The sequence below is a fragment of the Pseudomonas sp. IT-196MI5 genome, from assembly GCF_949767415.1.
In the GTDB taxonomy this organism is placed as follows: domain Bacteria; phylum Pseudomonadota; class Gammaproteobacteria; order Pseudomonadales; family Pseudomonadaceae; genus Aquipseudomonas.
In genome coordinates this window covers 422,555-448,645 of the sequence record NZ_CATKPZ010000011.1, presented here as the reverse complement: position 1 = coordinate 448,645, position 26,091 = coordinate 422,555, and the positions used below count along the sequence as shown (strand labels likewise).

General features: G+C 55.8%; 24 protein-coding genes, 1 tRNA gene and 1 pseudogene. 13 read left to right on the top strand and 13 right to left on the bottom strand.

Annotated elements, in window-relative coordinates:
• Positions 1 to 90: 90 nt before the first annotated feature.
• From ACM6IK_RS09570 to ACM6IK_RS09545, 6 genes and pseudogenes are all read right to left on the bottom strand, one after another.
• Entirely contained in the window at positions 91 to 312 is a 222-nt protein-coding gene (locus ACM6IK_RS09570) for a formate dehydrogenase subunit delta (RefSeq protein WP_108218317.1), read from the bottom strand.
• Positions 309 to 3,191, bottom strand: coding sequence for a formate dehydrogenase subunit alpha (gene fdhF, locus ACM6IK_RS09565; protein WP_414874103.1), 2,883 nt, complete (start codon positions 3,189 to 3,191; stop codon positions 309 to 311). The genes ACM6IK_RS09570 and fdhF overlap by 4 nt, the downstream gene beginning before the upstream one ends.
• Positions 3,188 to 4,747 carry a formate dehydrogenase beta subunit gene (locus ACM6IK_RS09560; RefSeq protein WP_414874102.1) on the bottom strand — a complete coding sequence of 520 codons (1,560 nt, stop codon included), beginning with the start codon at positions 4,745 to 4,747 and terminating at the stop codon, positions 3,188 to 3,190. Before ACM6IK_RS09560 ends, fdhF begins: the two co-directional genes overlap by 4 nt.
• On the bottom strand, positions 4,747 to 5,223 hold the full coding sequence (locus ACM6IK_RS09555) for a formate dehydrogenase subunit gamma (protein ID WP_414874101.1): 477 nt from the start codon (positions 5,221 to 5,223) through the stop codon (positions 4,747 to 4,749). Before ACM6IK_RS09555 ends, ACM6IK_RS09560 begins: the two co-directional genes overlap by 1 nt.
• Positions 5,224 to 5,905: 682 nt before the next feature.
• A complete protein-coding gene (locus ACM6IK_RS09550; protein WP_414874100.1) occupies positions 5,906 to 6,346 on the bottom strand; it encodes a hypothetical protein in 441 nt (146 codons plus the stop codon).
• A gap of 262 nt (positions 6,347 to 6,608) precedes the next feature.
• A pseudogene (locus ACM6IK_RS09545) lies at positions 6,609 to 6,798 on the bottom strand (DUF3077 domain-containing protein); the annotation flags it as partial.
• Positions 6,799 to 7,061: 263 nt separating this feature from the next.
• Between ACM6IK_RS09545 and ACM6IK_RS09540 the strand changes: the two are divergent.
• Entirely contained in the window at positions 7,062 to 7,538 is a 477-nt protein-coding gene (locus ACM6IK_RS09540) for a DUF488 family protein (RefSeq protein WP_414874099.1), read from the top strand.
• Here the strand turns inward: ACM6IK_RS09540 and ACM6IK_RS09535 are convergent.
• From ACM6IK_RS09535 to ACM6IK_RS09520, 4 genes are all read right to left on the bottom strand, one after another.
• Positions 7,495 to 8,232, bottom strand: a complete 738-nt coding sequence (locus tag ACM6IK_RS09535) for a hypothetical protein (RefSeq protein WP_414874098.1) — start codon at positions 8,230 to 8,232, stop codon at positions 7,495 to 7,497. The genes ACM6IK_RS09540 and ACM6IK_RS09535 overlap by 44 nt on opposite strands.
• A gap of 625 nt (positions 8,233 to 8,857) precedes the next feature.
• Positions 8,858 to 9,166 (bottom strand): DUF3077 domain-containing protein, encoded by a 309-nt coding sequence (locus ACM6IK_RS09530; protein ID WP_414874097.1) that lies wholly within the window; start codon positions 9,164 to 9,166, stop codon positions 8,858 to 8,860.
• A 302-nt stretch (positions 9,167 to 9,468) separates the two neighbouring features.
• Positions 9,469 to 9,780 (bottom strand): DUF3077 domain-containing protein, encoded by a 312-nt coding sequence (locus ACM6IK_RS09525; RefSeq protein ID WP_414874096.1) that lies wholly within the window; start codon positions 9,778 to 9,780, stop codon positions 9,469 to 9,471.
• Between the two features lie 500 nt (positions 9,781 to 10,280).
• On the bottom strand, positions 10,281 to 10,856 hold the full coding sequence (locus tag ACM6IK_RS09520) for an SLATT domain-containing protein (protein WP_414874095.1): 576 nt from the start codon (positions 10,854 to 10,856) through the stop codon (positions 10,281 to 10,283).
• A gap of 37 nt (positions 10,857 to 10,893) precedes the next feature.
• Here ACM6IK_RS09520 and drt3a point away from each other — a divergent pair, with 37 nt between their 5' ends.
• Entirely contained in the window at positions 10,894 to 12,159 is a 1,266-nt protein-coding gene (drt3a, locus tag ACM6IK_RS09515) for an antiviral reverse transcriptase Drt3a (RefSeq protein ID WP_414874094.1), read from the top strand.
• 2 nt (positions 12,160 to 12,161) lie between these two features.
• A complete protein-coding gene (gene drt3b, locus ACM6IK_RS09510) occupies positions 12,162 to 14,150 on the top strand; it encodes an antiviral reverse transcriptase Drt3b (protein WP_414874093.1) in 1,989 nt (662 codons plus the stop codon).
• 299 nt (positions 14,151 to 14,449) lie between these two features.
• Here the strand turns inward: drt3b and ACM6IK_RS09505 are convergent, their stop codons facing one another.
• Positions 14,450 to 14,779 (bottom strand): hypothetical protein, encoded by a 330-nt coding sequence (locus ACM6IK_RS09505; RefSeq protein ID WP_414874092.1) that lies wholly within the window; start codon positions 14,777 to 14,779, stop codon positions 14,450 to 14,452.
• Between the two features lie 173 nt (positions 14,780 to 14,952).
• A tRNA-Leu gene (locus ACM6IK_RS09500) sits at positions 14,953 to 15,037 on the bottom strand.
• Between the two features lie 108 nt (positions 15,038 to 15,145).
• Here ACM6IK_RS09500 and queA point away from each other — a divergent pair.
• From queA to ACM6IK_RS09470, 6 genes are all read left to right on the top strand, one after another.
• A complete protein-coding gene (gene queA, locus ACM6IK_RS09495; protein ID WP_414874091.1) occupies positions 15,146 to 16,195 on the top strand; it encodes a tRNA preQ1(34) S-adenosylmethionine ribosyltransferase-isomerase QueA in 1,050 nt (349 codons plus the stop codon).
• 14 nt (positions 16,196 to 16,209) lie between these two features.
• The gene (gene tgt / locus ACM6IK_RS09490) at positions 16,210 to 17,325 is read left to right on the top strand and encodes a tRNA guanosine(34) transglycosylase Tgt (RefSeq protein WP_414874311.1); all 1,116 of its coding nucleotides are present in this window, start codon (positions 16,210 to 16,212) and stop codon (positions 17,323 to 17,325) included.
• Positions 17,326 to 17,368: 43 nt separating this feature from the next.
• Positions 17,369 to 17,704, top strand: a complete 336-nt coding sequence (gene yajC / locus ACM6IK_RS09485) for a preprotein translocase subunit YajC (RefSeq protein WP_007982729.1) — start codon at positions 17,369 to 17,371, stop codon at positions 17,702 to 17,704.
• A gap of 64 nt (positions 17,705 to 17,768) precedes the next feature.
• Positions 17,769 to 19,637: a protein translocase subunit SecD gene (gene secD, locus ACM6IK_RS09480; protein WP_414874090.1), complete on the top strand. Its 1,869-nt coding sequence runs from the start codon at positions 17,769 to 17,771 to the stop codon at positions 19,635 to 19,637.
• A gap of 9 nt (positions 19,638 to 19,646) precedes the next feature.
• On the top strand, positions 19,647 to 20,561 hold the full coding sequence (gene secF, locus ACM6IK_RS09475) for a protein translocase subunit SecF (RefSeq protein WP_108216509.1): 915 nt from the start codon (positions 19,647 to 19,649) through the stop codon (positions 20,559 to 20,561).
• 121 nt (positions 20,562 to 20,682) lie between these two features.
• Positions 20,683 to 21,231, top strand: a complete 549-nt coding sequence (locus tag ACM6IK_RS09470; protein WP_108216510.1) for a glycine zipper 2TM domain-containing protein — start codon at positions 20,683 to 20,685, stop codon at positions 21,229 to 21,231.
• Positions 21,232 to 21,491: 260 nt separating this feature from the next.
• On the opposite strand, the gene suhB is transcribed toward ACM6IK_RS09470, so the two are convergent.
• Complete coding sequence (gene suhB / locus ACM6IK_RS09465; protein WP_008053258.1) at positions 21,492 to 22,310, bottom strand: inositol-phosphate phosphatase; 819 nt, start codon at positions 22,308 to 22,310, stop codon at positions 21,492 to 21,494.
• A gap of 146 nt (positions 22,311 to 22,456) precedes the next feature.
• Between suhB and trmJ the strand changes: the two genes are divergently transcribed.
• The 4 genes from trmJ (at position 22,457) to ACM6IK_RS09445 (ending at position 26,049) form a co-directional block, all read left to right on the top strand.
• Complete coding sequence (trmJ, locus tag ACM6IK_RS09460) at positions 22,457 to 23,227, top strand: tRNA (cytosine(32)/uridine(32)-2'-O)-methyltransferase TrmJ (RefSeq protein ID WP_414874089.1); 771 nt, start codon at positions 22,457 to 22,459, stop codon at positions 23,225 to 23,227.
• Positions 23,228 to 23,229: 2 nt separating this feature from the next.
• Positions 23,230 to 24,006 (top strand): serine O-acetyltransferase, encoded by a 777-nt coding sequence (cysE, locus tag ACM6IK_RS09455; protein ID WP_108216512.1) that lies wholly within the window; start codon positions 23,230 to 23,232, stop codon positions 24,004 to 24,006.
• A gap of 286 nt (positions 24,007 to 24,292) precedes the next feature.
• Positions 24,293 to 24,784 carry a Fe-S cluster assembly transcriptional regulator IscR gene (gene iscR / locus ACM6IK_RS09450; protein WP_007982741.1) on the top strand — a complete coding sequence of 164 codons (492 nt, stop codon included), beginning with the start codon at positions 24,293 to 24,295 and terminating at the stop codon, positions 24,782 to 24,784.
• A gap of 50 nt (positions 24,785 to 24,834) precedes the next feature.
• Positions 24,835 to 26,049: an IscS subfamily cysteine desulfurase gene (locus ACM6IK_RS09445; RefSeq protein ID WP_414874088.1), complete on the top strand. Its 1,215-nt coding sequence runs from the start codon at positions 24,835 to 24,837 to the stop codon at positions 26,047 to 26,049.
• Positions 26,050 to 26,091 lie beyond the last annotated feature (42 nt).

The window sequence follows — 26,091 nt, the reverse complement described above, 5'->3', positions numbered from 1 at the left end:
CGATGGCGGTGTATCAGCCAGCAAAAATGCTGAATGTTAAGCCCTCATCGCGAGCAAGCTCGCTCCCACAGTTTTTTTGCAGCCAGCAGGCTAAGCCTCCCAACCCGCCCCAGTCACCGCGGCCTGCACCAAAGGGTGCAGGTCCGCCCCCTGATGCTCCGTCTGCCAGGCCTGCAATTCCCTGCGCATGCTCGGCGCCCAGTACAACTGCATATGATTGCGCACGCCGAGCACTGCCTGTTGCTGGTCCGGCTGGCTGGCAAAGTACTGGGCAATCTGGTTGGCCATCTTGATCAGGTTGTCAGTACTCATCGGCGTACCTCGGCTTTGGTCCCGCGTGCCTGGCGACGTGCGTCGAGCAGGCGCTGTTGTTCATCGCTGAACTCCTGGAAGCGTTTTTGCCACTCCGAAGGGTGGTAGACGCGGCTGACTTCCACGGCGGTGACCTTGTACTCCGGACAGTTGGTCGCCCAGTCGGAGTTGTCGGTGGTGATGACGTTGGCCCCCGATTCCGGGAAGTGGAAGGTGGTGTACACCACGCCCGGGGCGACCCGTTCGGTAATCCGCGCACGTAGCACGGTCTGGCCGGCGCGGCTGCCGATGCCGACCCAGTCACCTTCGTTGATGCCACGGCTCTCGGCGTCACTCGGGTGGATTTCCAGGCGGTCTTCGTCATGCCAGGCGACGTTGTCGGTACGCCGGGTCTGGGCGCCGACGTTGTACTGGCTGAGGATGCGCCCGGTGGTCAGCAGCAGCGGATAGCGACTGTTGACCTTCTCCTCGGTCGGCACGTAGCCGGTGAGCATGAACCGCCCCTTGCCACGCACGAATTCTTCGATGTGCATGGTTGGCGTACCGTCCGGAGCCTCGGCGTTGCACGGCCATTGCAGGCTGCCATGGCGCTCAAGTTCGGCGTAGCTGACGTTGGTGAACGTCGGCGTCAGGCTGGCGATTTCATCCATGATTTGCGACGGGTGCTGGTAATTCATCGGGTAACCCAGGGCGTTGGCCAGGGCTACGGTGCCTTCCCAGTCGGCCTTGCCGCCCAGCGGCTCCATGACCTTGCGCACCCGGGAGATGCGTCGTTCGGCGTTGGTGAAGGTGCCGTCTTTTTCCAGGAACGAGCAGCCCGGCAGGAACACGTGGGCGAACTTGGCGGTTTCGTTGAGGAAAATGTCCTGCACCACGATGCACTCCATGGCCGACAGAGCCGCGGTGACGTGCTGGGTATTGGGGTCGCTCTGGGCGATGTCTTCGCCCTGGCAATACAGGCCCTTGAAGCTGCCGGTCAGGGCCGACTCGAACATGTTGGGGATGCGCAGGCCCGGATCGGGTTGCAGGGTGACGTTCCAGGCCTGTTCGAACTGCGCTCGTACCGCCTCGTTGGAGACGTGTCGGTAGCCGGGCAGCTCATGGGGGAAGGAGCCCATGTCGCAGGAGCCTTGCACGTTGTTCTGCCCGCGCAGCGGGTTCACGCCCACGCCTTCGCGGCCGATGTTGCCGGTGGCCATGGCCAGGTTGGCGATACCCATCACAGAAGTACTGCCCTGACTGTGTTCGGTGACGCCCAAACCGTAGTAGATCGCCGCATTGCCACCGGTGGCATACAGGCGCGCAGCGGCACGAATGTCGGCAGCGGGTACACCGCAGACAGGGCCAAGGGCTTCCGGCGAGTTTTCCGCACGGCTGACGAATTCACTCCAGATCGCGAAATCGCTGCCCTCGCAACGGGCGTCGATAAAGGCCTGGTTGAGCAAGCCTTCGGTGACAATCACGTGGGCCAGGGCGTTGAGCATGGCAACGTTAGTGCCGGGGCGCAGGGCCAGGTGATACTCGGCGCGGGCATGCACCGTATCCACCAGATCGATGCGTCGTGGGTCGATGACGATCAGCCGCGCGCCTTCACGCAGGCGGCGTTTGAGCTGGGAGGCGAACACCGGGTGGGCGTCGCTGGGGTTGGCGCCTATCACCAGGATCACATCGGCCTGCATCACCGAGTCGAAACTCTGGGTGCCGGCGGACTCGCCCAGGGTCTGTTTCAGGCCATAGCCGGTCGGCGAGTGGCAGACTCGCGCACAGGTGTCGACGTTGTTGTTGCCGAAGGCGGCGCGCACCAGTTTTTGCACCAGGTAGGTTTCTTCGTTGGTGCAGCGGCTGGAGGTGATGCCACCGATGGAGTCGCGACCATATTTTTGCTGCAGGCGGCGGAATTCGCTGGCGGCGTAGGTCACCGCTTCATCCCAGCTGACTTCCTGCCACGGGTCGCTGATGTGCTTGCGGATCATCGGCTTGGTGATGCGATCCGGGTGGGTGGCGTAGCCCCAGGCGAAGCGCCCCTTGACGCAGGAGTGGCCGTGGTTGGCCTGGCCGTTCTTGTCCGGAACCATGCGCACCAGTTGGTCGCCTTTCATCTCGGCACGGAACGAGCAGCCCACGCCGCAATAGGCACAGGTGGTGATCACGCTACGTTCGGGCTGGCCCAGTTCGACCACGCTTTTTTCCATCAGGGTCGCGGTGGGGCAGGCTTGCACACAGGCGCCGCAGGACACGCATTCGGAGTCGAGGAAGTTCTCGCCACCGGCAGCGGCCACGCGGGATTCAAAACCACGCCCGGTAATGGTCAGGGCAAAGGTGCCCTGTGTTTCTTCGCAGGCGCGCACGCAGCGGTTGCAGACGATGCACTTGCTCGGGTCGTAGTCGAAATAGGGGTTGGACGTGTCTTTCACGTCCTCCAGATGGTTCTCGCCTTCATAGCCATAACGCACTTCCCGCAGGCCGACCTGACCGGCCACGGTTTGCAGCTCGCAGTTGCCGTTCGCCGAGCAGGTCAGGCAGTCCAGCGGGTGATCGGAGATGTACAGCTCCATGACGTTACGGCGCAGGGTCGCGAGCTTTGGCGTCTGCGTGTGCACGCTCATGCCTTCGGTGACCGGCGTGGTGCAGGACGCCGGATAACCGCGCATGCCGTCGATCTCCACCAGGCACATGCGGCAGGAGCCAAAAGGTTCCAGGCTGTCGGTGGCACAGAGTTTGGGAATAGTCGTGCCCAGCAGCGCGGCGGCGTGCATCACCGAGGTGCCTTCGGGCACGCTGATGCTGCGGCCGTCGATGTTCAGGGTGACTTGCACCTGGCTGTTGCGGGCTGGCGTACCGAGGTCGATATCGGTTTTCGGGTCGAAGAGAGTGATCATTGTTCGGCCTCCGAGGCTTGCAGACCGAAGTCAGCGGGGAAGTGCTTGAGGGCGCTGGCCACGGGATAAGACGTCATGCCGCCCAACGCGCACAGCGAACCGTATTGCAGGGTGTCGCACAGGTCCTTGAGGATGATCACCTGCTCATCGCGACTGTTCTGGTCAGGCGCGGCCAACAGACGGTCGATCACCTCGACGCCACGGGTCGAACCGATACGGCAAGGCGTGCATTTGCCACAGGATTCCTCGGCGCAGAACTGCATGGCGAAGCGCGCCATGCGGGCCATGTCCAGGGTGTCGTCAGCCACCACCACACCACCGTGACCGAGCATCGCGCCGATGGCCATAAAGGCTTCGTAATCCAGCGGCGTGTCGAATTGCGAAGGTGGCACCCAGGCGCCAAGCGGGCCGCCCACCTGTGCCGCCTTCAACGGCCGGCCACTGGCGGTCCCGCCGCCGTAGTCTTCCACCAGTTCGCGCAAGGTCAGGCCAAAGGCCCGTTCCACCAGGCCGCCGTGACGAACATTGCCCGCCAACTGGAAAGGCATGGTGCCCAGGGAGCGGCCCATGCCGTAGTCGCGGTAGAACTGCGCGCCCTTGGCCAGAATCAGCGGCACCGAGGCCAACGTCAGCACGTTGTGCACCAGCGTCGGCAGGCCGAACAAGCCCTGCAACGCCGGAATCGGCGGCTTGGCGCGAACGATCCCGCGCTTGCCTTCGAGGGAGTCCAGCAGCGCGGTTTCTTCACCGCAGATATAAGCACCGGCCCCGACCCGCACTTCCATATCGAATGCCAGGCCGCTGCCGCCGACATCGGCGCCGAGGTAACCGGCTTCTCGGGCGATGTTCAACGCTGCACGCAGCGTGGCCACTGCATCCGGATATTCCGAGCGCACATAGATGTAGCCGAAGGTGGCGCCGACGGTAATGCCGGCAATCGCCATGCCTTCGATCAGCAGGAAAGGGTCGCCTTCCATCAGCATGCGGTCGGCAAAAGTGCCGGAGTCGCCTTCGTCGGCGTTGCATACGATGTATTTTTGCGCCGCCTGAGTGCCGCGCACCGTGCGCCACTTGATCCCGGCCGGGAAAGCCGCGCCGCCACGGCCACGCAGGCCCGAATCGAACACCGCCGTCGCGGTCTGCTCGCCGCCAATGGCGATGGCCTGGGTCAAACCCTCGAAACCGCCGTGGGCCCGGTAATCCTCCAACGACAGCGGCTGGGTAATGCCGGCGCGGGCGAACAACAGGCGTTGTTGAGACTTCAGATAAGGCAACTCCTCCACCAGGCCCAAGGCCAGCGGATGCGCGGATGGCTCGCTTTGCAGTGCATCGAGCACCGACGGCACATCCGCAGCCGTCAGCGGACCGAAGCCGAAACGGCCTTGCGGCGTGTCCACTTCCAGCAGTGGTTCCAGCCAGTACAGGCCACGCGAACTGGTACGTTGTATCTCCAGGGGCACAATGCGTCCCCGGGCATGGGTGATAAGGGCTACCACAACCTCTTCGGCACCCACGGCACGGGCCACCGAATCACGGGACAGATAGAAAGCCGGCATCACGCGTCCTCCCGGCAAGCATCGAGCAAGGCATCCAGACGCTCGGCACTGAGCCGCGCATGCACCCGGCCATCCAGCTCCAGGGCGGGCGAACAGGCACAGGCGCCCAGGCAATACACTGGACGCAAACTGATACTGCCATCGGCGCTGCTGCCGTGATCATCCAGTTGCAGGCGCTCGCGCAACTGCGCGGCAAGCTGCTCGGCGCCACGGCTCTGGCACGACTCGGCCCGGCACAGACGCAGAATATGCCGCGCGGGCGGCACAGTACGGAAGTCATGGTAAAAACTGATCACCCCGCGAACCTCGGCCTGGCTCAGGTTGAGGGCATGGGCAATCTCGGGGACGGCGACATCGGGGATGTAACCGATGTGCTCCTGAATATCATGAAGAATGGGCAACAGCGCGCCCGGGGTGCCCTTATGGCGCTCCAGCAGACTGTTGACCACAGGCAGGTGCAACAACTCATCAGGCATTCAGCAATCCTCACGATCACGGACAAACCAGGCGGTTGTCGGTTGTCCGAAAGTGTCGGCTGCGGCATTTACACCACGTCACGGTATCGTGGCATCTACAAACCGTCGGCCAGGGCACCCTGAGCGGGCATCTTGTCGCGCCCGGCACGGTCTTCGCCGCACCTCACTAGGGGCATAAAAGCCAGATTGCCACGCGGCCCTTGAATCGGCTGCACCAGAGCGACGTGTTCGGTTCTGTCTACGACCTTGTATTGAGTCTAGAAGAATGAGGGTGGAGACGCCGTGCCAGAGGGGGCGGTTGCAGAAGTTATGCACAGGGGATTGCCTGTGGAGAAGGTGACGATCAAGCCCTCCGGAAGCGCCCGGATACCGGAAATCCAAAAACCGAATCCCCAGCATTCACGTCGAACCCGAGCAATCAAAAGCCCAGAAACCCCGAGGCTAATCCCCAATCCCACTAAACACACAAAGCCCCCCTGTGGGAGCGAGCTTGCTCGCGATGGCGCCAGCCCAACCACCACAAAAATCAGAACTGAAACCCAACCCCCTGCAGGAGCGAACCCGCTCGCGAAAAACGCAAGGCAATCAACATCTGCTGTTGAATGACCACTGTCATACTGCAAACAACCTGAGAGGGATAATCCCCCGCCCCCACGCTATGCATGGAAGCGGGGGAAACCCCTTAACCAAGCTCACCACAGAAAATATCGGGATTCCCATCGGCCGGGCTTGTCCGCATCACCAGCGCATACCCGCCGGACCGCAGCGAGTCATAAGCCATAGGCACGCTCTTCCAGAGTTGGATGCCCGCCTGCTCGTTGAAGTTGTCGGCCACGATGCGATTGAGTGAATAGGCCGGTTTGGGCTCATGCCTGGCGCAGCTTCCCGAGTAGATATAGGTATACAAGTGCGCCGGAATGGCAGTGCCATTGGGTACACCACCCACGAACAACGAGAGCGCCGTCTCACTGCTGCTCAAGGGGGTCAGAACGGCCTGAGCGATATGCCCGGCATTGTGAGTAGTTGCATTCAAGGGAACGGCAACGATTTGCTTCGGGGCTGCACCAACCACGCAGATCCATCCTGCCGCTACCAGCAACGCCAGCGAAGTTACGACTTTCATCGTAAAACCTCCCGCCTTGTAAGGGCTCGTTGAAGAGATCCCCCACTGAATTTTAGTCAGCTGTACAAATCCTGAGGTTATTCGGATGGTCGGTCCAATAGCCATTGGGTTGTAGCAAACCCACTGTAGGAGCGAGCTCGCTCGCGAAAAACGCAAGACATCCACATATCCCGCTGAATACCCCGGCCACCGCAACCCAGCCCGTTCCCACAAGCGTCATGCCTGACTTCTGAAATCTGAAGCTATTTCAGCGTTTCAATCACTACCTCTCAGCCTTTACCCCCGCTTGCCTGGTGGCCGGCGTGCAAGTCCGATTGCGCGTCAGCACCTTCACCGCATCATCCACCAACGCCTTGCTCATCGCGGTCAAATAATGCGCAGTTCGGGCGTGGCGGTCGTTGTGTCTGGCGTAGCGCTTCGGTGAGAAACTGAAAATCAGAAGCCATAGCCAACGTATGTCAGGCCGATGGTTGTATCCGGATTGTTCGGTCATTGCCCGGCTCCGAGGAGGGAGAAGCAGTGAAGGAGATTCGAGGGTGGGCCGTTACATGTAGATTTAGTTTTTAGATAGGAAGCAGTGGCTTTCTTACTGCTATGTTCTGGCATCGTAGAAGGGCTCCGCTCATCACAGCATCGGGCGACAACCTGCGGCGGATGCTATAGTCCGCCGCGTTTTTTAGCTTCGATTGCGCACGGAAGCACAAGGAGAATACTTATGACCATCTACACCGCGGGCTACGAAGGGCTCACGATCGACGCTTTCATCGCGCGACTCAAACAGGCCCAGATCGACAAGGTGCTTGATGTTCGGGAGTATCCGCTCTCTCGTAAAAAGGGTTTTTCCAAGAAGGCCTTTGCTGAGTGCCTGGTTGCTGCAGGCATTTCGTATGAGCACAGCCCACCACTCGGATGCCCAAAACCAATACGGAATCGGTACAAAGAAGATGGTGATTGGTCTGTGTACTCTCGCGACTTCCGAGCCTACATCCGAACCCAGGCCTCAGTGCTAAGTAGCCTCGTCTCCAGCGTCGCAGAACAGCGCATTTGCATGGTCTGCTATGAGGCTGATGCAAGCTTTTGCCATCGAAGCCTGATTGCGGAAGCCGCCCAAGAGTTGGAAAGCTCGCTGCAAGCCAAACATCTTCCAATCAAAATAGAGAAATTTGCGGATCTGTTTCATGCTGTAGCTTAGGCGGGTAGACGAGGCTAACAATCAGCCACTGCCCCGGGAATCGGTGGATAGTTCCCATCAACAGCATAAGGTCTTTACTTGGGAGCTCGATTTCCAGCTTTTGTCGAAACGGAGTTTCCCAGCCTTCTGCGCCATGTCGACGACGAACGTTCCTGTAAAGTTGGCTGATTTCCCAGTCCACGATCTTGTGGATATAGGATTTGAGCTCTCCATCGACTAAGCATTCGTATGTGTAGTGGAAGTCGAATGGGACTTTCTCCAGTCGTTTTATGCTTGCTCGTTCCTGCTGCTCATCGAAAAGGTTCGGCTGTCGCTGTAGATGCTCCAGTTTTTCGATTTCCTGAGGTGTCCATTCTTCTGATGCTGCCTTACGAATATGTAGTGCGGCTATGCGTGCAGGTCTGACTAGGCCCAGGGTGACATTGTTACTCAGTCGCGCGTTCTCTAACTCATCAAAGCTATCGTAGATGGTCAGCTTATCCAAAAACGTGCGTCGTTCTTTCCAGTCGCCCGCTGGTAGCCTTGTACCTACAGAAATAGTGTCTACCCCGATCTTGTGGCTTTCGGGTCTTCTGTCTGCCGGGCTTCTATCAATGAAGGCCTCAATCCATTGCCATTTCGCGAACTGTTGATCTTCAGTGACCAGGCGAAATGGAACAGGGTAAAGGCGTATTAGGGTGCCGTGTTCGTCCATGCCTGCGACGCAGGACGTTTCGGAATATCTAGCGCTGGGTGATGGATATGTCTTGCAGAGTACAAGTATTCGAGCTTTCCGTCGCATTCTGACCAGATCCTTTTGGCTTTTTTGAACTCTACCTAGGCATTGGGGAGATGAACAGTTGTCAGTTGTATTTGGCAGCATGAGCAGACTGGTCTTACTGTTACTCCATATGTCTCGATTTACTCATTGGATTTTTTAAGAATCCTCAGCACGATAACCGGTGTACCAAGCTGCTACATTGTTTGCGCCCGGCTGAAATCAGATAACTGCTGGAAGCTGGCCGCTTCCTCCAGCCGGCGGCGCCGTCCGCTTGGATGTCGCCACATACCCGCGTTCCATGTGAAGTTGACGTCGACATGTTCACCAGGCTCCGACAGCATCAATCCCAATCGCGCCCGATCCTTTTTTGCTGGCTCGGTCCGGCATTACGTTCGGGCCTTCTTGTTCATGAAACATGAAAGTTGCCCAAGCCAATCCCCTGTAGGAGCGAGCTTGCTCGCGAAAAACCCAAGGCAACCACCAACTCACTGAATGCCCAAGCCTCCCGCAACCAAACCCGTCCCTACAAACGACATGCCTGTCGCCTAAAAACCAGAACCTACCCTTCAGCCTCAGCCGCCCGCCTGGACATCGGCGCAACCGTCCGATCCCGCGTCAGCACCTTCACCGCATCATCCACCAACGCCTTACTCATCGAAGTCAGATAATGCGCAGCCCAGGCGTGACGGTCAGTGTCTGTGGCATAAGCAGAATCTTCAGTGAGCGTCTTGGCCAGGAACAGACAATCGGAGGCCATGGACAACGCATCGCCGAGAGGAACGTCGCGAGTGACATGGAACAGCGCTTGATCCGCGCAGTAGATCGCAGGTGTCAGGCCGATGGTTTTGAGTTCAGGTTGTTCAGTCATTGGCCACCTCCGAGGATGGAGAGGCAATGGGGGAGGGGGTTACGCGATTGGAAGTTGTGTGAAAGGAAAAGCCAAATTTCGTACACATTGACTTGGTCATTTGGCTGCGGCAGCATTGACGTCAATCGCGCCCGATCCTCTGGTGCTGGCTCAGTCCGGCATTACGTTCGGGCCTTCTTGTTTCTGGAGCATGGAAATTGATTGCCCCAGCTTCTCATACGCCGTTGCGTGCATACCTGATTTGGTTGAGCGCTGCGTAATTGTAAGCCCCGAATTACTCGAGGCTCATCGCTTCTCAGGCGCTATCCTTCGGATTTCGCTGTCGGCTGCTTAGGTGTCATTGCGGAAGTACGATCCCGCGTAAGCACCTTCACCACATCATCCACCACCGCCTTCCCCATCGCCGTCAAATAATGCGCAGCCCAGGCGTGATAGTCCGTGTCCCTGGCATAAGCCGCATCCTTGCTCAGCGCCTTGGCCAGAAACAGAAAATCAGAAGCCATCGCCAACGCATCCCCGAGGGGAACGTCACGCGTGACATGGAACAGTGCTTGATCCGCGCAGTAGATGGCGGGCGTCAGGCCAATGGTTTTGAGATCAGGTTGTTCAGTCATTGGCCACCTCCGAGGATGGAGAGGCAATGGGAGAGGGGGTTACGTGATTGGGAATCGCGTAGAGGGAAAAGCCAAATTTCAAACGGATTGATACTGCGCATTATCCAACTCCTTGATATGAGGAGCTGCCACGTTCGTTACCACACGAATGGGTGACAGCTGTGCGCAGGGTGGTAAACCGGGAATCAAGGAAACCGGCACGCCCGAGGGCGTCCCACGCACAGCCGCCATAACTCACGCCGCAGGCATAAAAAAAGCGCCTGATGACGTGATTGGGGCGCTGTTGCGCCTTGAATAACTCGGGTTACCACACCCGGTCGCTGAATTGGCAGCGACGGTGGGATGCTATCGTTCAGATCCTGTTTCTGCAACCTTCCCAGGTCTTCGATCACAAACCAACCGAGACGAAAAATGTGGAATGTCCAGGCTGACTTATCCTTTGCAATTACTCTAATACCCGTGCGGGACGCAGGAGGCTATCGAATAACATCTTTAGAATTCTAGAAAAATGCCGCCTTCGCGATGAGTACAAAGAACCATCCGAGAGAGATAACAATCAATAAAAAATATAGCGAAAACCGAGAGTAGTACCCAGCACCACTACCTTCTACATATTTGGTTTTTTTATTAACTCTGCTATTGTCAGCTTCGGAGTGATTTTCGTATTTGCTCAATATATTGAAGTATTCACCCAGGTTTTGTTCGTACTCTTGGTCTGAGAGAACCACTCCCCACTTATTCATAAGCTTATAAGTAAGTTCGTTCAGCTGGATCCCGCATTCATGATGTTTAGATGATTTTAAACTGAAGTCGCTCATGCTAATAGCTATGGAAAAGCACAGGATTACTATTGATAGGAATACCTGTCCAATGTTTACAACAACGCTATCAAAGGTGAATTTGAAATCAACCAACTGCAGAAGTGAAACTAAGATCAGTATGATTGAAAATAGCGAAATACTAAACAAAGATAATTTATTATGAAAATCTAAGCGCCGGCTCGCCTGGAATCGAGCCGCCATTGTTTTAGAAATCATTTGCCTCAAAGCGTCGCAATTGGTATCTTCCGCTGACATGATTTTCTCAATGCGTGACTAACAGGAGTGGTTAAAATTGATTGAGTCACCGTTTACTATAAGAAACCTTGCTAAATTTATTGCAAGAAATCGGAACGATGACTCTTCAAATACTAAAGCAGATTATGAATCAGCTGCAAGTGAAATATTAAAAAAAATTGACGCCGGGACGGTGTTTCAAGACGCAATTAAAAGTTTTTCACTTAATAATAAGACTGTGCTCACTTATACGACTGAGGATGCCAAGGTAGCATCTAGGTTGATCATAAGAAATCTAGAGCTCAATGCACGAATAAAACAACCAAATAGAAGCGAAATAATCTCCGCACTAATATCATCTCTTCAGGATGGTACGCCTTATAGGGCTCATAGATATGATATCAAAAGTTTTTACGAAAGCATAAATCGTGCGGCTGTTCTCACAATGCTTGAAGACGAGTCTCTTTGCTCCCTAAAAACATTAAAACTAATAAAAATTTTGTTCCGCGCTCTAGACGTCGAAAATATCAAGGGGCTGCCTCGGGGGCTGGACATAAGTGCATATCTTTCTGAAATTTACCTCAGGCACTTTGATACTAAGCTCAGGCGATTGGAACACGTAAATTTTTACGCGCGCTTCGTAGATGACATTATCGTACTAACTTCAAATGATAAGGCAGAAGAAACCACGACTTATGTCAAGGGGTATTTGAGCGATGATTTTACTTTGCATGATGATGGCAAGAGATCTGATATTCAAATAAGTAAATCGGAAGTTCTCGAGCAAGATAAAAGCTTAAGAGAAAAATTTGAACTGCTAAACTATCTTGGTTATGAGTTTAAGATATTCAATACGTATCTTTCAAATAGTGATTTTAGAGTTAAGCGCAAAGTAGAGGTTGAGATCTCAACCAATAAAATCAAAAAAATCAAGTCCCGATTGTTTAGTTCGCTTTTGTCATACTGCTCGTCCGAGAAAAGTTTAAGTGACTCCGAGTTGTTAGAGAAGAGGTTGAAAACGCTAACCGGTAACTATGAAATTAACTCGGCCGGAACTAACGTAATAATCAAAACAGGGATATATTTTAATTATCACCATAGAACGCCAAAAAACAACTGCCGATTGACAGAGTTAGACAGAACATTCCATCGGGCTCTTTTTTCTCGGGCGCACCCGTTGTTTGAAAAGCTCTCGGCCTCACTTATGCCTTATGAGAAACGAAAGTTATCTGGATTTAGTTTTGTAAAAGGCTATAACAATGTTACGTACTACTCTTTTTCCTACAAAGAGTTGGTAAAAATACGTATGCACTGGAACAAGTAATCATGAATAGCCAAGTGATGCGCGTACGTAAAACAGATTATGATCGTGTAGTATTAACAGAGACATGCCCTTACGAAGTTCCTATTATCTTCGAGAATGTGGGGATATACAGGTTATTAAAAATATCCTCCGGTCATACAAAGGTTGAGTATCCTATAACCAAGTCATTGATTGATAAAATAATAATAAAAGATCAAGCGGCTTATACTGTCCCTTTGCCTTATAAAATTAGAAAAGATAGTGAATCTTTTCGAGAGCTTTCGCTGCTCCATCCAGCTTCTCAGAATGAAATAGTAAGTTTTTACAAGGAGTTTCAATATAAAATAATAAACCTGTGTGGCTTAAGCGACTTCAGTATTAGGTCTCCAAAAAAAATTGCTAGTAAGTACTATAAGAAAAATAATCTGCAATGGGTCAATGAATACAAAAGTGACAAGATGATTGACGCTGCGAACGAGATGACATACAAGCACCTTACTTCATATTTCTCATATCATGGTTACCGTAGGCTGTATAACTTTTTTGACTCGTACGAGTTTATGAGGCTTGAAAGAAAGTTTTCAGTTTTTTGGTCTCTTGATGTTAGTAGATGCTTTGACAGTATTTACACTGAATCTATAAACTGGTCAAACCAAGAAAAAGACTTTTCCAAAAACAACTCGGATGTGAAAAATACATTTGGCTCAGTTTTCAATAGATTAATGAAAACATCTAATCACAATGATTCCTCCGGAATTCTGATTGGTCCAGAAGTAAGTAGAATTTTTGCTGAAGTCATTTTTCAAAAAATCGATAGCGATATCAAAAAAACACTACAAGCTGATGGGCTTGAATTAGGAGAGCATTACGAGATTAGAAGGTATGTAGATGATATCTATGTATTTTCAAGAAGCGATCATGAGGCTCTACAGGTTCACGAGGCGGTCGATAAAAACATAAAAAAATACAAATTGAGTCTTAATAAATCAAAAACAGTAAAAGTTAGACGTCCGTTTGTAACAAAAAAAACACAGACCATGCTCGAGATCAAGTCCAGATTAAAGCAGCTCGAAGAAAAGCTTGTGGAAAAGAGTGAAGGTGAAATCAAGCTTTTTCCTAGGCGGCTCATGAAGAAGAAACACATTATAATTTCTTTCGCTAACGAAATAAAATCGCTCTGTCTTGATGATGCGTCTTCATATACGATGGCGTGTAACTTTCTAATAAAGGCATTAACAAACATCTCAATAAAATTCTGTAAAAAGAACTCCAAAAGAGATTTAGAGGATGGGTCTCTGGCTCTGTTCTCTGATTTTTTTATCGTAATAATTGATCTTTTGTTCCATTTTTTTACTGTCAATCCAAGCCACTCAGGGGCAGTTCAGCTTTGTAAAATGACGACTGTGGTTGGAGAGTTTTGCGATAGTATTATACCGGCGGAAGCTCCGCTGATTAAAAGCCAGATATTCAGCAGGTGCTTGGATTTTTTCAAGAGTAGTGAGTTTTCAAAAATTTCACGCCAGTATTCAGATGACACGCTACTCGAAACGCTAAATATGCTAATAGTATCGAGCTGTCTCGGGGATGACTATATGTTATCGACAAAGGATTTAAATTCGATCTTTGAAATAAACTCGCCAAGGACATTGAGTTACTTTGAGATAATAGTCCTGCTCTATTATATTAAGGATAATCCGACATACTCACTTATTCGTTTGCGAGTTATTTCGTCGATAAATACTGTCTTGCAGGATTTGAGTGATATTAAAACCTCAACAAACAAGGCTTACCTGTTTTTCGAGGCTACGACATGCCCATATTTGGAAGAGCAAGATAGAATGGCCCTAGTGAAGAAGGCTCTCGAGAGCACGGGCTTGGCTAGCCACCTAACGGTGGGTTATGACGTGCTACAGGTCACGCAAGATTTGGAGAGGATAAAGTTCTGCTCTTCCTGGGATCGAGCGGCAATGATGAGTTTGCTGGAGAAAAAAGAGTTGCAGGCAGTGTACTAGCCCTCCATAATATCCCCCGCACTCGCTGGCTACATTTTCTGAGTATTAATCAATGAGATTTAATGCAATGAAAAGAATACTGATATGGAGTTAGCATATTCAGTCCACCGAAAGGTGTTTACACACTACAGCCAGCGTAGTGCAACCAGCTAGAGCTAAGGTACTGTTTTAATACCTAGCGAAGTTCTTAGTGCTAATCTCGCAGTACTGCGACTCGCCCCTGCTTTCTTGGATAAGGCGTGGCATTCAGCGGCGTTACGGTTATCGGACGTTCGCGTTTTTAAGTCGCCCGCCTTCATTCATTGAATGTCTTTCAGATATTCCTTGAGCGCAACGAGCGGGGCATCAAGCTGCTCCATCATCTGAATCCCGGCAAATTCACCCGCCAATCTCCGCAATTCCCGCCCCAACGGCTTATCCACACCCCCAATGGCCTCCAGCGCCAATCCCACACACTCATCCACCTTCAACTGAATCGTCTCGACATCCCCCCGGCGCACCAGCAACTCAAACACATCCCGCTGGTAGTCACCCATCACCAGATCGTCACGCAAAATCGGGCTTGAATCTTCCGATTCGTAAGCCAGCTTGAGGGAGAAGAGGGCGACGGTTTCCAGGTGCAATTCCATGGGGGGAATCCTTGTGAAATGTTCTTCCGGCGAGAAGGGCAGAAGAGAGGCAGGATCAAAAGATCGCAGCCTTCGGCAGCTCCTACAGGTCGGCGCGTTGTCAGCAGAGTGTTAGCGGTGGCTTTTCTGCGGGCGAAAAAAAAGGCCTTGCAAAGCAAGACCTTTCTTAATTTTGGTGCCCCGAGGGAGACTCGAACTCCCACTCCTTTCGAAAACGGATTTTGAATCCGCCGCGTCTACCAATTCCGCCATCAGGGCTCAATGGCGGCGAAGTATAGAGATGAGATAACCGCTGGTCAATCAGGTACATGGAGAATTTTTGATATTTCCGCTAGACTTCCCGGCCCTGCTAGACGACACCCCATCATGCGCGTTGCTGACTTTACCTTCGAGCTCCCTGATTCGCTGATCGCCCGCCATCCGCTGGCCGAGCGGCGCAATAGTCGCCTGTTGACCCTGGATGGGGTCAGCGGCGCCCTGGCACACCGTCAATTCACTGATTTGCTGGAGCATTTGCGCCCCGGCGACTTGATGGTGTTCAACAATACCCGGGTGATTCCGGCGCGGCTGTTTGGCCAGAAGGCTTCCGGCGGCAAGCTGGAAATCCTGGTGGAGCGGGTGCTCGACAGTCATCGCGTGCTGGCCCATGTGCGTTCCAGCAAGTCGCCCAAGCCTGGGTCGAAGATCCTGATCGACGGCGGTGGCGAGGCGGAGATGCTGGCGCGGCACGATGCGTTGTTCGAGCTTGAGTTCACTGAGGAGGTGTTGCCGCTGCTCGACCGCGTCGGGCACATGCCGTTGCCTCCTTATATAGACCGCCCGGATGAAGGCGCCGACCGCGAGCGTTACCAGACCGTCTACGCCGAACGTTTGGGCGCGGTGGCGGCGCCGACGGCGGGGCTGCATTTCGATCAGGTGTTGATGGAGGCGATTGCCGCCAAGGGCGTCGAGACTGCGTTCGTGACCCTGCACGTCGGCGCTGGCACGTTCCAGCCGGTGCGCGTGGAGAAGATCGAAGACCACCACATGCACAGCGAATGGCTGGAAGTCGGCCAGGACGTGGTCGATGCCGTTGCCGCCTGCCGCGCTCGCGGTGGCCGGGTGGTGGCCGTGGGGACCACCAGCGTGCGCTCCCTGGAAAGCGCCGCCCGCGATGGCGTGCTCAAGCCGTTCAGCGGCGACACCGACATTTTCATCTACCCGGGCCGGCCGTTTCATGTGGTCGATGCCCTGGTCACCAACTTCCATTTGCCCGAATCCACGCTGTTGATGCTGGTTTCGGCGTTCGCCGGTTACCCCGAGACCATGGCTGCCTACAAGGCCGCCGTCGATAACGGATACCGCTTTTTCAGCTACGGTGATGCGATGTTTATCACCCGTAACCCCGCACCACGTGGCCCTGAGGAAACAGAATGAGTCGCACCAGTCGTATGTCGTTTGAGTTACTTGCTACTGACGGCAAGGCTCGTCGCGGTCGTTTGACCTTCCCGCGCGGTACCGTCGAGACCCCGGCCTTCATGCCGGTGGGCACCTACGGCACGGTCAAGGGCATGCTGCCACGGGATATCGAGGCGACTGGCGCTGAAATCATTCTGGGCAACACTTTCCACCTTTGGCTGCGCCCGGGCACGGAAGTGATCAAGAAGCACGGCGACCTGCACGATTTCATGCAGTGGAAAGGCCCGATTCTGACCGACTCCGGCGGTTTCCAGGTATTCAGCCTCGGCGCCATGCGCAAGATCAAGGAGGAGGGCGTGACCTTCGCTTCCCCGGTCGATGGCGCCAAGGTGTTCATGGGCCCGGAAGAGTCGATGCAGGTCCAGCGTGACCTAGGCTCCGACATCGTGATGATTTTCGACGAATGCACGCCGTACCCGGCCGACGAAGACGTTGCCCGCGTATCGATGGAATTGTCCCTGCGTTGGGCCAAGCGTTCGAAAGAAGCCCATGGCGACAACACGGCGGCGCTGTTCGGCATCGTTCAGGGCGGCATGCACCAGGACCTGCGCATGCGCTCCCTGGAAGGCCTCGTCAAGATCGGCTTCGACGGCCTGGCCATCGGCGGTCTGTCGGTGGGCGAGCCCAAGCATGAAATGATCAAGGTGCTGGATTACCTGCCGGGCATGATGCCGGCTGACAAACCTCGTTACCTTATGGGCGTTGGCAAACCGGAAGACTTGGTTGAGGGTGTGCGCCGCGGTGTGGACATGTTCGATTGCGTGATGCCAACCCGTAATGCCCGCAACGGGCACCTGTTCATCGATACCGGCGTGCTGAAGATCCGTAACGCGTTCCATCGCCATGATGATTCGCCGCTCGATCCGACCTGCGATTGCTATACCTGCCAGAACTTCTCCCGCGCTTATCTGCATCACCTGGACAAGTGCGGCGAAATGCTGGGAAGCATGCTCAATACCATCCATAACTTGCGCCATTATCAAGTGCTTATGGCTGGTTTGCGCGAGGCTATTCAACAGGGTACATTGGCCGCCTTTGTCGATGCCTTCTACGCCAAACGCGGGCTTCCCGTGCCGCCTTTGGACTGAGTTTTCTGACCCCAAGATTCAACATTTGCAACTGGAGTGCTAAATGAGCTTTTTTATCTCTAATGCCATGGCTGACGCCGCTGCACCTGCTGCGGGCCCAATGGGTGGCGGTTTCGAGTGGATTTTCCTGGTCGGTTTCCTGGTCATCTTCTACCTGATGATCTGGCGTCCACAGGCCAAACGCGCCAAAGAGCAGAAAAACCTGCTGAGCAGCCTGCAGAAAGGCGACGAAGTTGTGACCACCGGCGGCATCGCCGGCAAGATCACTAAAGTGGCCGACGATTTCGTCGTTCTGGAAGTTTCCGACACCGTCGAAATGAAATTCCAGAAAGGCGCCATCGCCGCCACGCTGCCAAAAGGCACGCTCAAAGCGATCTAAGTTTCAACTTCATTTTCAATCGACGGGGCGCGCAAGGCGCCCCGCGTCATAAACGGGCGGCGTGATGCTGAACAAATATCCTCTGTGGAAATACATTCTGATCCTGGCGGTGCTGGCGGTCGGTCTGATTTATTCCGCTCCCAATCTTTATCCTGATGACCCGGCCATTCAGGTCAGCGGTGCCAGCACGGCGCTGCAGGTCAATCAGGCTGATCTGGACCGTGTGAGCACTGCGCTCAAGGAGTCCGGGATCAACGTCAAGGCTGCCACCCTGGCTGCCGGCGGCAAGGGCGGGCTGATTCGCCTGACCAAGGCTGAAGACCAGTTGCCGGCCAAGGACGTTGTGCGCAAGGCATTGGGTGATGACTACGTCGTCGCGCTGAACCTGGCACAAACCACCCCGCAATGGCTGCGCAACCTCGCTGCGCACCCGATGAAGCTGGGTCTGGACTTGTCCGGTGGTGTGCACTTCCTGCTGGAAGTGGACATGGAAAAAGCCCTCGATGCACGCCTGAAAGTCTACGAAGGCGACGTCAAGAGCCTGCTGCGTAAAGAGAAGCTGCGCTATCGCAGCCTGCCGCAACTGGGCGGTGCCATCCAGCTGGGCTTCGCTGATGAAGACAGCCGCGAACAGGCGCGTTCGATCATCCGCAAGAACTTCAACGATTTCGACATTGTTCCGGCCGACCTCAATGGTCAGGCGGTGCTGCGTCTGGCGATGACCCCGGCCAAGCTGGCGGAAATCCGTGAATACTCCATCAAGCAGAACTTGACCACGGTACGTAACCGCGTCAACGAGCTGGGTGTTGCCGAACCGATCGTTCAGCGTCAGGGCGCCAACCGCATCGTGGTTGAGCTGCCGGGCGTGCAGGACACCGCCGAAGCCAAGCGTATCCTCGGCAAGACGGCCAACCTGGAGTTCCGTCTGGCTGCTGAGCCGGGTGCTTCGAAAGCCACTTCCGAGGAATTCGAGTTCCGTGAGGGCAAGCGTCCTCCTGCGCTGATCGAGCGTGGCCTGATCATCACCGGTGACCAGGTGACCGACGCCAAAGCTGGCTTCGGCGAGCATGGCACGCCGGAAGTGAACATCCGTCTGGACGGTCACGGCGGCGAGCTGATGAACCGTGCGACCCGTTCGAACGTCGGTCGCAGCATGGCGGTGATCTTCATCGAGCAACGTCCGATCACCACTTACACCAAGCAGATGGTCAACGGCGTCGAGAAAGACGTGCCGGTTCAGACCTTCAAGGAAGAGAAGAAGATCATCAGCCTGGCGACCATCCAGTCGCCGCTGGGTGCGCAGTTCCGTATTACCGGCCTGAACGGCCAGGGCGAGTCGTCCGAACTGGCGCTGCTGCTGCGTGCCGGTGGTCTGGCTGCACCGATGTACTTCGCTGAAGAACGCACCATTGGCCCGAGCCTGGGTGCCGACAACATCACCAAGGGTATCGATGCATCGCTGTGGGGCATGCTGTTCGTCTCGCTGTTCATCATGGCCATCTACCGCTTCTTCGGCCTGATCGCCACCGTCGCTCTGGCGGTGAACATGGTGATGCTGCTGGCCCTGATGTCGCTGCTGGGTGCAACGCTGACCCTGCCGGGTATCGCCGGTATCGTGTTGACCATGGGTATGGCGGTCGACGCCAACGTGCTGATCTTCTCGCGGATCCGTGAAGAGATCGCCGCCGGCATGACCGTGCAGCGCGCAATCAACGAAGGCTTCGGCCGGGCATTCACCGCGATTCTCGACGCCAACCTGACCACCTTGCTGGTCGGCGGCATCCTCTTTGCCATGGGCACCGGCCCGGTCAAGGGCTTCGCAGTGACCATGTCCCTCGGGATCTTTACCTCGATGTTCACGGCCATCATGGTGACCCGCGCGATGGTCAACCTGATCTTCGGCGGTCGTGACTTCAAGAAGTTGTGGATTTAAGGGGCTGCCATGTTACGTACAATCAACTTCATGGGCGTTCGCAACTTTGCGTTCGGCGTCACATTGTTCCTTACGGCACTGGCGATCTTCAGTGTCTTCCATAAGGGCATGAACTGGGGCCTGGACTTCACCGGCGGTACGCTCATCGAGCTGACCTACGAGCGTCCGGCCGATGTCACCAAGGTGCGTGAGCAGCTGGTGACCGCGGGTTATCACGAAGCCATCGTGCAGAACTTCGGTGCGACCACCGATTTGCTGGTGCGCATGCCTGGCGAAGACCCGCAACTGGGTCACCAGGTCGCCGAAGCCTTGCAGAAGGTGGGTGGCGAAAACCCGGCGACGGTCAAGCGTGTCGAGTTCGTCGGCCCGCAGGTGGGTGAAGAGCTGCGCGACCAGGGCGGCCTCGGCATGCTGATGGCGCTGGGCGGTATCCTGATCTACCTGGCGTTCCGCTTTCAGTGGAAGTTTGCGGTTGGTGCGATCGTATCCTTGATCCACGACGTGATCGTGACTGTCGGTATCCTGTCGTTCTTCCAGATCACCTTCGACCTGACGGTGCTGGCGGCGGTACTGGCGATCATCGGTTACTCGCTCAACGACACCATCGTGGTATTCGACCGGGTTCGCGAGAACTTCCGTGTACTGCGCAAGGCCAGCCTGATCGAGAACATCAACATCTCGACCACGCAAACCCTGCTGCGGACCATGGCGACTTCGATCTCCACCTTGCTGGCGATCGCGGCCCTGCTGTTCTTCGGTGGCGACAACCTGTTCGGTTTCTCCATTGCCCTGTTCATCGGTGTTCTGGCGGGTACTTACTCGTCGATCTACATCGCGAACGTGGTGCTGATCTGGCTGAACCTGAGCACTGAAGACCTGATTCCTCCGGCCAATACCGAGAAGGAAGTCGACGACCGTCCTTGAGGGAGTAGTCCTTAAGCGGTGTCATCCAAAAAAGGCGCGAGTTGAACTCGCGCCTTTTTTTGTGCTCCAAGGCAGGGAGAAGCGCGGACACGTTCCGCATGTGATGGTCCAGGAGGTTCATGTGAACAAGTCGATGCTGGTTGGTGCTGTACTGGGTGCTGTCGGTGTAACTGCCGGGGGTGCTGTGGCCACCTACAGCCTGGTTAAAAGCGGCCCGGAGTACGCGCAAGTACTCGCCGTTGAGCCGGTCAAGACACAAATCAAGACTCCACGTGAAGTATGCAAGGATGTAACGGTCACCCGGCAGGCGCCGGTGAAAGATCAACATCAGATCGCCGGTACGGTGGTCGGTGCATTGGCAGGTGGTCTGCTGGGTAACCAGGTTGGTGGTGGTACCGGCAAGAAGATCGCCACGGTCGCGGGCGCTGTCGGTGGTGGTTATGCCGGCAACAAGGTGCAGGAAGGCATGCAAGAGCGTGATACCTACACCACCACCCAGACCCGCTGTAACACGGTTAACGACATCAGTGACAAGGTTGTAGGTTACGACGTGCAGTATTCGCTGGATGGCAAGGAAGGCAAGGTGCGCATGGATCGTGATCCAGGCAACCAGATTCCGGTGGATAAGGAAGGCAAGTTGATCTTGTCGGAGAATCAGGCGGCTCAGTGATCTGCTGATGCCGGATTAAAAAAGAAGCACCCTGCGGGGTGCTTTTTTGTGCGCGCGATTCGTGCATCGCCACCAGTCCCCCTGTAGGAGCGAGCCTGCTCGCGAAGAACTCAAAAACGCCGCGTGAATCCTGAATGCGCGCGTAATCGTTGGCGACCATCGCGAGCAGGCTCGCTCCTACAGGGGTGGGCGGTGTTTTCGAGGATGAATTCCGGGCATAAAAAAAGCACCCCGAAGGGTGCTTTTCTGTCGCTGGAAGCTTAGCGCTTCAGCGAGGCTGGCAGGTGCGGCTGGATCGCCGTCAAAACTGCCTTGAAGCATTTGGTGTTGCCGGCAACGACGTGGCCTTTTTCAAGGAAGTCGTGACCGCCGGTGAAGTCGCTCACCAAACCGCCTGCTTCCTGGATCAGCAGGGCGCCTGCAGCCATGTCCCACTCGGACAGGCCCGACTCCCAGAAGGCGTCGAAACGGCCGGCGGCCACGTAGGCCAGGTCCAGGCTCGCCGAACCTGCGCGGCGGATGCCGGCGGTCTGGCCAACCAGGGCGCGGAACATGCCCAGGTAGTTGTCGAGGTTGTCCATCTGGTCGTCACGGAACGGGAAGCCGGTACCCAGCAGGGCGCCGTCCAGGCTGGTGCGGCCGCTGACGCGCAGGCGACGACCGTTCAGTTGAGCGCCGCGACCACGGCTGGCGGTGAATTCTTCCTGGCGAACCGGGTCCAGGACAACAGCGTGCTCAAGACGACCGCGGTATTTGCAGGCGATGCTGACAGCGAAATGAGGAATGCCGCGCAGGAAGTTGGTGGTGCCGTCCAGCGGATCGATGATCCACAGGTACTCTTCGCCTTCGATGCCGGTGCCGGCGTGCATGCCGGTCTCTTCACCCAGGATCGAGTGATTCGGGTAGGCCTTGCGCAGGGCGTCGATGATTTTCTGTTCGGCGGCACGATCCACCTCGGATACGTAATCCTTGGCGTCTTTTTCGTCGACCTTGATGGTATCCAGGCGCTCGATGGAGCGGAAGATCAATTCACTGGCGCTGCGGGCGGCGCGCAGCGCGATATTCAGCATGGGCTGCATGGATGTGTCACCTAAGGTTGTTAAAGAAAGCCGAGCATTCTATCAGAAAGTTTCTACAGGAGAAGGACGACGTTCGCTTTCATGGCTTAACGGTTGCTACAGCTGTAAGATTCGGCTCCCGATTATTGTGTTCGAGAGCGCCTCCCTTGCTGCAAAACATTCGTGTCGTCCTGGTCAATACCAGCCATCCGGGCAATATCGGCGGGGCTGCGCGTGCCATGAAGAACATGGGGCTGTCGCGGCTGGTGCTGGTCGAACCGCGCCTGTTCCCGCACCACGAGGCCGATGCCCGTGCTTCCGGTGCCGGCGACATCCTTGAAAACGCACAAGTCGTTGCCACCTTGGAAGATGCCTTGGTCGGCTGCAATCTGGTGCTCGGTACCAGTGCTCGCGACCGACGGATTCCCTGGCCGCTGCTCGACCCCCGCGAATGCGGCGCGAAAGTGGTCGAGGAAGCCGGGCAGGGTGCCCAAATCGCTCTGGTGTTCGGTCGTGAAGATTCCGGCCTGACCAATGAAGAACTGCAGCGATGTCATTATCACGTGCACATCCCATCAGACCCTGAGTTCAGCTCGCTGAACCTTGGGGCGGCGGTGCAGGTGTTGGGCTATGAAGTGCGCATGTCCTGGCTGGCGGCCCAAGGTCAGCCGAGCAAGGTCGAGAAGGAAGAAGTGGCTTCGGTGAAAAGCGCTGAGCTTGCGACCATGGATGAGCTGGAGCGATTCTATGAGCACCTCGAGCAGACCCTGGTGGCCATCGAATTCCTCGATCCGGAAAAGCCGCGGCACTTGATGGCGCGCCTGCGCCGGTTGTACGGACGCAGCTCGGTCAGCCGGGCGGAAATGAATATTTTGCGTGGCATTCTCACGGAAACCCAGAAAGCGGCCCGTGGTGAGCTACTAAACCGGAAGGATTAATGATGTTCGAGCGTTTGCGTGAAGATATCCAGAGCGTATTCCACCGAGACCCGGCGGCGCGTAACGCTTTTGAAGTCCTGACTTGCTATCCCGGCATGCACGCCATCTGGATTCACCGTTTGTCGGCGATGCTGTGGCGCGCGGACCTGAAATGGCTGGCGCGCCTGGTGTCGAACTTCGGGCGCTGGTTGACCGGGATCGAGATTCATCCGGGCGCCAAGGTCGGCCGTCGTTTCTTCATTGACCATGGCATGGGCATTGTCATCGGTGAAACGGCGGAAATCGGCGATGACGTGACCATTTATCAGGGCGTGACCCTCGGTGGTACCAGCTGGAACAAAGGCAAGCGCCACCCGACGCTGGGTGATGGTGTAGTGGTCGGGGCGGGCGCCAAGGTGCTTGGCCCGTTCACTGTTGGTGCGGGTGCGAAGGTCGGTTCCAATGCCGTGGTGACCAAAGAGGTGCCGCCGGGCGCCACTGTGGTGGGGATTCCGGGGCGGATCATCGTCAAACCCGACGAAGAGCAGGACGCCAAGCGCAAGGCCATGGCCGAGAAGATCGGTTTTGATGCCTATGGCGTGACTGAAGACATGCCTGACCCGGTGGCGCGTGCCATTAACCAGTTGCTCGATCACCTGCAGGCGGTCGATGGGCGCCTGGAGGGGATGTGCGGGGCCTTGAAGGATCTGGGCAGTAATTACTGTGCGAAAGATCTGCCTGAGCTGCGCGAAGAAGACTTCGCTTGTGTGAAGGACAAAGACGAAAGTAAAGCCGGCTGATGTCCCGTAGGAGCTGCCGAAGGCTGCGATCTTTTGATCTTGCTTTATAACGGCAAAGATCAAAAGATCGCAGCCTGCGGCAGCTCCTACAATTTCATCTGGAGCTCCTACAGGTCGTAATCAGGTAATGGCAGAGCGCTGACCGGTGTGCCATTAAGCCGCAGACCCTGCTATGATTCCGCCGCTCTTTTGCGGGTAAACCCGACTAAAGCACTAGGTCTTATAGTTGACTTAAATACTCGGGAATTGCATACTCGCCTCATTCCGAACTCCGTGGTAATTGTCCATGCGACTGACTACAAAAGGCCGATACGCCGTGACCGCCATGCTTGACCTGGCGTTGCACGCGCAGCACGGGCCCGTGTCCCTGGCCGATATCTCCGAGCGCCAAGGCATCTCCCTGTCCTACCTCGAACAGCTTTTCGCCAAGCTGCGCCGCAGCAATCTGGTGTCCAGCGTGCGTGGTCCGGGCGGTGGCTACCAATTGTCCCGCGACATGCAGGGCATTCAGGTCGCCCAGGTGATCGATGCAGTGAACGAATCGGTCGATGCAACCAAATGCCAGGGGCAGGGTGATTGCCATTCCGGCGACACTTGCCTGACTCACCACTTGTGGTGCGATCTGAGCCTGCAGATTCACGAATTTTTGAGCGGTATCAGCTTGGCTGATCTTGTGACTCGCCGTGAGGTGCAAGAAGTAGCCCAGCGTCAGGACCAGCGCCGTTGCAACAGCAAGGTGCCACGCCTGGACAAGATTGAAGCGTCCGCCGTCGAATGACAGCCGAAGAGCTAGCGGCACGCCAGCCAGCCTGATTTAGGAGATAGTCCATGAAATTGCCGATTTACCTTGATTACTCTGCGACCACCCCGGTTGATCCGCGTGTCGCGCAAAAAATGAGTGAATGCCTGCTGGTCGACGGAAACTTCGGTAACCCGGCGTCCCGTTCCCACGTGTTCGGCTGGAAAGCCGAAGAGTCCGTCGAAAACGCCCGTCGTCAGGTGGCCGATCTGGTCAACGCCGACCCGCGCGAAATCGTCTGGACCTCCGGTGCCACCGAATCCGACAACCTGGCAATCAAGGGTGCGGCGCATTTCTATGCCACCAAGGGCAAACACCTGATCACCACCAAGATCGAGCACAAGGCTGTCCTGGACACCATGCGCCAACTGGAGCGTGAAGGTTTCGAAGTGACCTACATCGAGCCTCGTACCGATGGCCTGGTGACCCCTGAGATGGTCGAAGCTGAACTGCGCGACGACACGATCCTGGTGTCGGTCATGCACGTGAACAACGAAATCGGCACCATCAACGACATCGCAGCGATCGGCGAACTGCTGCGTTCCAAGGGCATCCTGTTCCACGTCGACGCCGCTCAGTCCACCGGCAAGGTCGAGATCGACCTTTCGAAGCTGAAAGTCGACCTGATGTCCTTCTCCGCCCACAAGACCTATGGTCCTAAAGGCATCGGCGCCCTGTACGTAAGCCGCAAGCCGCGCGTACGCATCGAGGCGACCATGCACGGTGGCGGTCACGAGCGCGGCATGCGTTCCGGCACCCTGGCGACCCACCAGATCGTCGGCATGGGCGAAGCTTTCCGCGTAGCCAAGGAAGACATGGCTGCCGAGAACGCGCGCATCAAGGCGTTGAGCGACCGTTTCTACAAACAGGTCGAGCACCTGGAAGAGCTGTACGTCAACGGCAGCATGACCGCCCGCGTTCCGCACAACCTGAACCTGAGCTTCAACTACGTTGAGGGCGAGTCGCTGATCATGGCGCTCAAGGACCTGGCGGTATCGTCCGGTTCGGCCTGCACCTCGGCGTCCCTTGAGCCTTCGTACGTACTGCGCGCCCTGGGCCGCAACGACGAACTGGCACACAGCTCGATTCGTTTCACCTTCGGCCGTTTCACCACCGAAGAAGAAATCGACTACGCCGCGCGGGAAGTCTGCGAGGCCGTTACCAAGCTGCGCGCTATGTCGCCGCTGTGGGACATGTACAAAGACGGTGTCGACATTTCGAAAATCGAGTGGGCGGCACACTGATTTCAAGTCGCCGCGAACCAGCCCTGCGCACGATGGTGACAG

Excerpts from the sequence above, each read along its gene's own strand:
- ACM6IK_RS09570 (WP_108218317.1), bottom strand. The coding sequence starts at position 312 with ATGAGTACTGACAACCTGATCAAGATGGCCAACCAGATTGCCCAGTAC.
- tgt (WP_414874311.1), top strand. The coding sequence starts at position 16,210 with ATGTCGTTTGAGTTACTTGCTACTGACGGCAAGGCTCGTCGCGGTCGT.
- ACM6IK_RS09445 (WP_414874088.1), top strand. The coding sequence starts at position 24,835 with ATGAAATTGCCGATTTACCTTGATTACTCTGCGACCACCCCGGTTGAT.
- suhB (WP_008053258.1), bottom strand. The coding sequence starts at position 22,310 with ATGCAGCCCATGCTGAATATCGCGCTGCGCGCCGCCCGCAGCGCCAGT.
- queA (WP_414874091.1), top strand. The coding sequence starts at position 15,146 with ATGCGCGTTGCTGACTTTACCTTCGAGCTCCCTGATTCGCTGATCGCC.
- ACM6IK_RS09560 (WP_414874102.1), bottom strand. The coding sequence starts at position 4,747 with ATGCCGGCTTTCTATCTGTCCCGTGATTCGGTGGCCCGTGCCGTGGGT.
- ACM6IK_RS09505 (WP_414874092.1), bottom strand. The coding sequence starts at position 14,779 with ATGGAATTGCACCTGGAAACCGTCGCCCTCTTCTCCCTCAAGCTGGCT.
- ACM6IK_RS09530 (WP_414874097.1), bottom strand. The coding sequence starts at position 9,166 with ATGACTGAACAACCTGAACTCAAAACCATCGGCCTGACACCTGCGATC.
- ACM6IK_RS09550 (WP_414874100.1), bottom strand. The coding sequence starts at position 6,346 with ATGAAAGTCGTAACTTCGCTGGCGTTGCTGGTAGCGGCAGGATGGATC.
- ACM6IK_RS09555 (WP_414874101.1), bottom strand. The coding sequence starts at position 5,223 with ATGCCTGATGAGTTGTTGCACCTGCCTGTGGTCAACAGTCTGCTGGAG.
- ACM6IK_RS09520 (WP_414874095.1), bottom strand. The coding sequence starts at position 10,856 with ATGTCAGCGGAAGATACCAATTGCGACGCTTTGAGGCAAATGATTTCT.
- drt3b (WP_414874093.1), top strand. The coding sequence starts at position 12,162 with ATGAATAGCCAAGTGATGCGCGTACGTAAAACAGATTATGATCGTGTA.
- fdhF (WP_414874103.1), bottom strand. The coding sequence starts at position 3,191 with ATGATCACTCTCTTCGACCCGAAAACCGATATCGACCTCGGTACGCCA.
- ACM6IK_RS09535 (WP_414874098.1), bottom strand. The coding sequence starts at position 8,232 with ATGGACGAACACGGCACCCTAATACGCCTTTACCCTGTTCCATTTCGC.
- ACM6IK_RS09540 (WP_414874099.1), top strand. The coding sequence starts at position 7,062 with ATGACCATCTACACCGCGGGCTACGAAGGGCTCACGATCGACGCTTTC.
- secD (WP_414874090.1), top strand. The coding sequence starts at position 17,769 with ATGCTGAACAAATATCCTCTGTGGAAATACATTCTGATCCTGGCGGTG.
- cysE (WP_108216512.1), top strand. The coding sequence starts at position 23,230 with ATGTTCGAGCGTTTGCGTGAAGATATCCAGAGCGTATTCCACCGAGAC.
- yajC (WP_007982729.1), top strand. The coding sequence starts at position 17,369 with ATGAGCTTTTTTATCTCTAATGCCATGGCTGACGCCGCTGCACCTGCT.
- secF (WP_108216509.1), top strand. The coding sequence starts at position 19,647 with ATGTTACGTACAATCAACTTCATGGGCGTTCGCAACTTTGCGTTCGGC.
- ACM6IK_RS09525 (WP_414874096.1), bottom strand. The coding sequence starts at position 9,780 with ATGACTGAACAACCTGATCTCAAAACCATTGGCCTGACGCCCGCCATC.
- iscR (WP_007982741.1), top strand. The coding sequence starts at position 24,293 with ATGCGACTGACTACAAAAGGCCGATACGCCGTGACCGCCATGCTTGAC.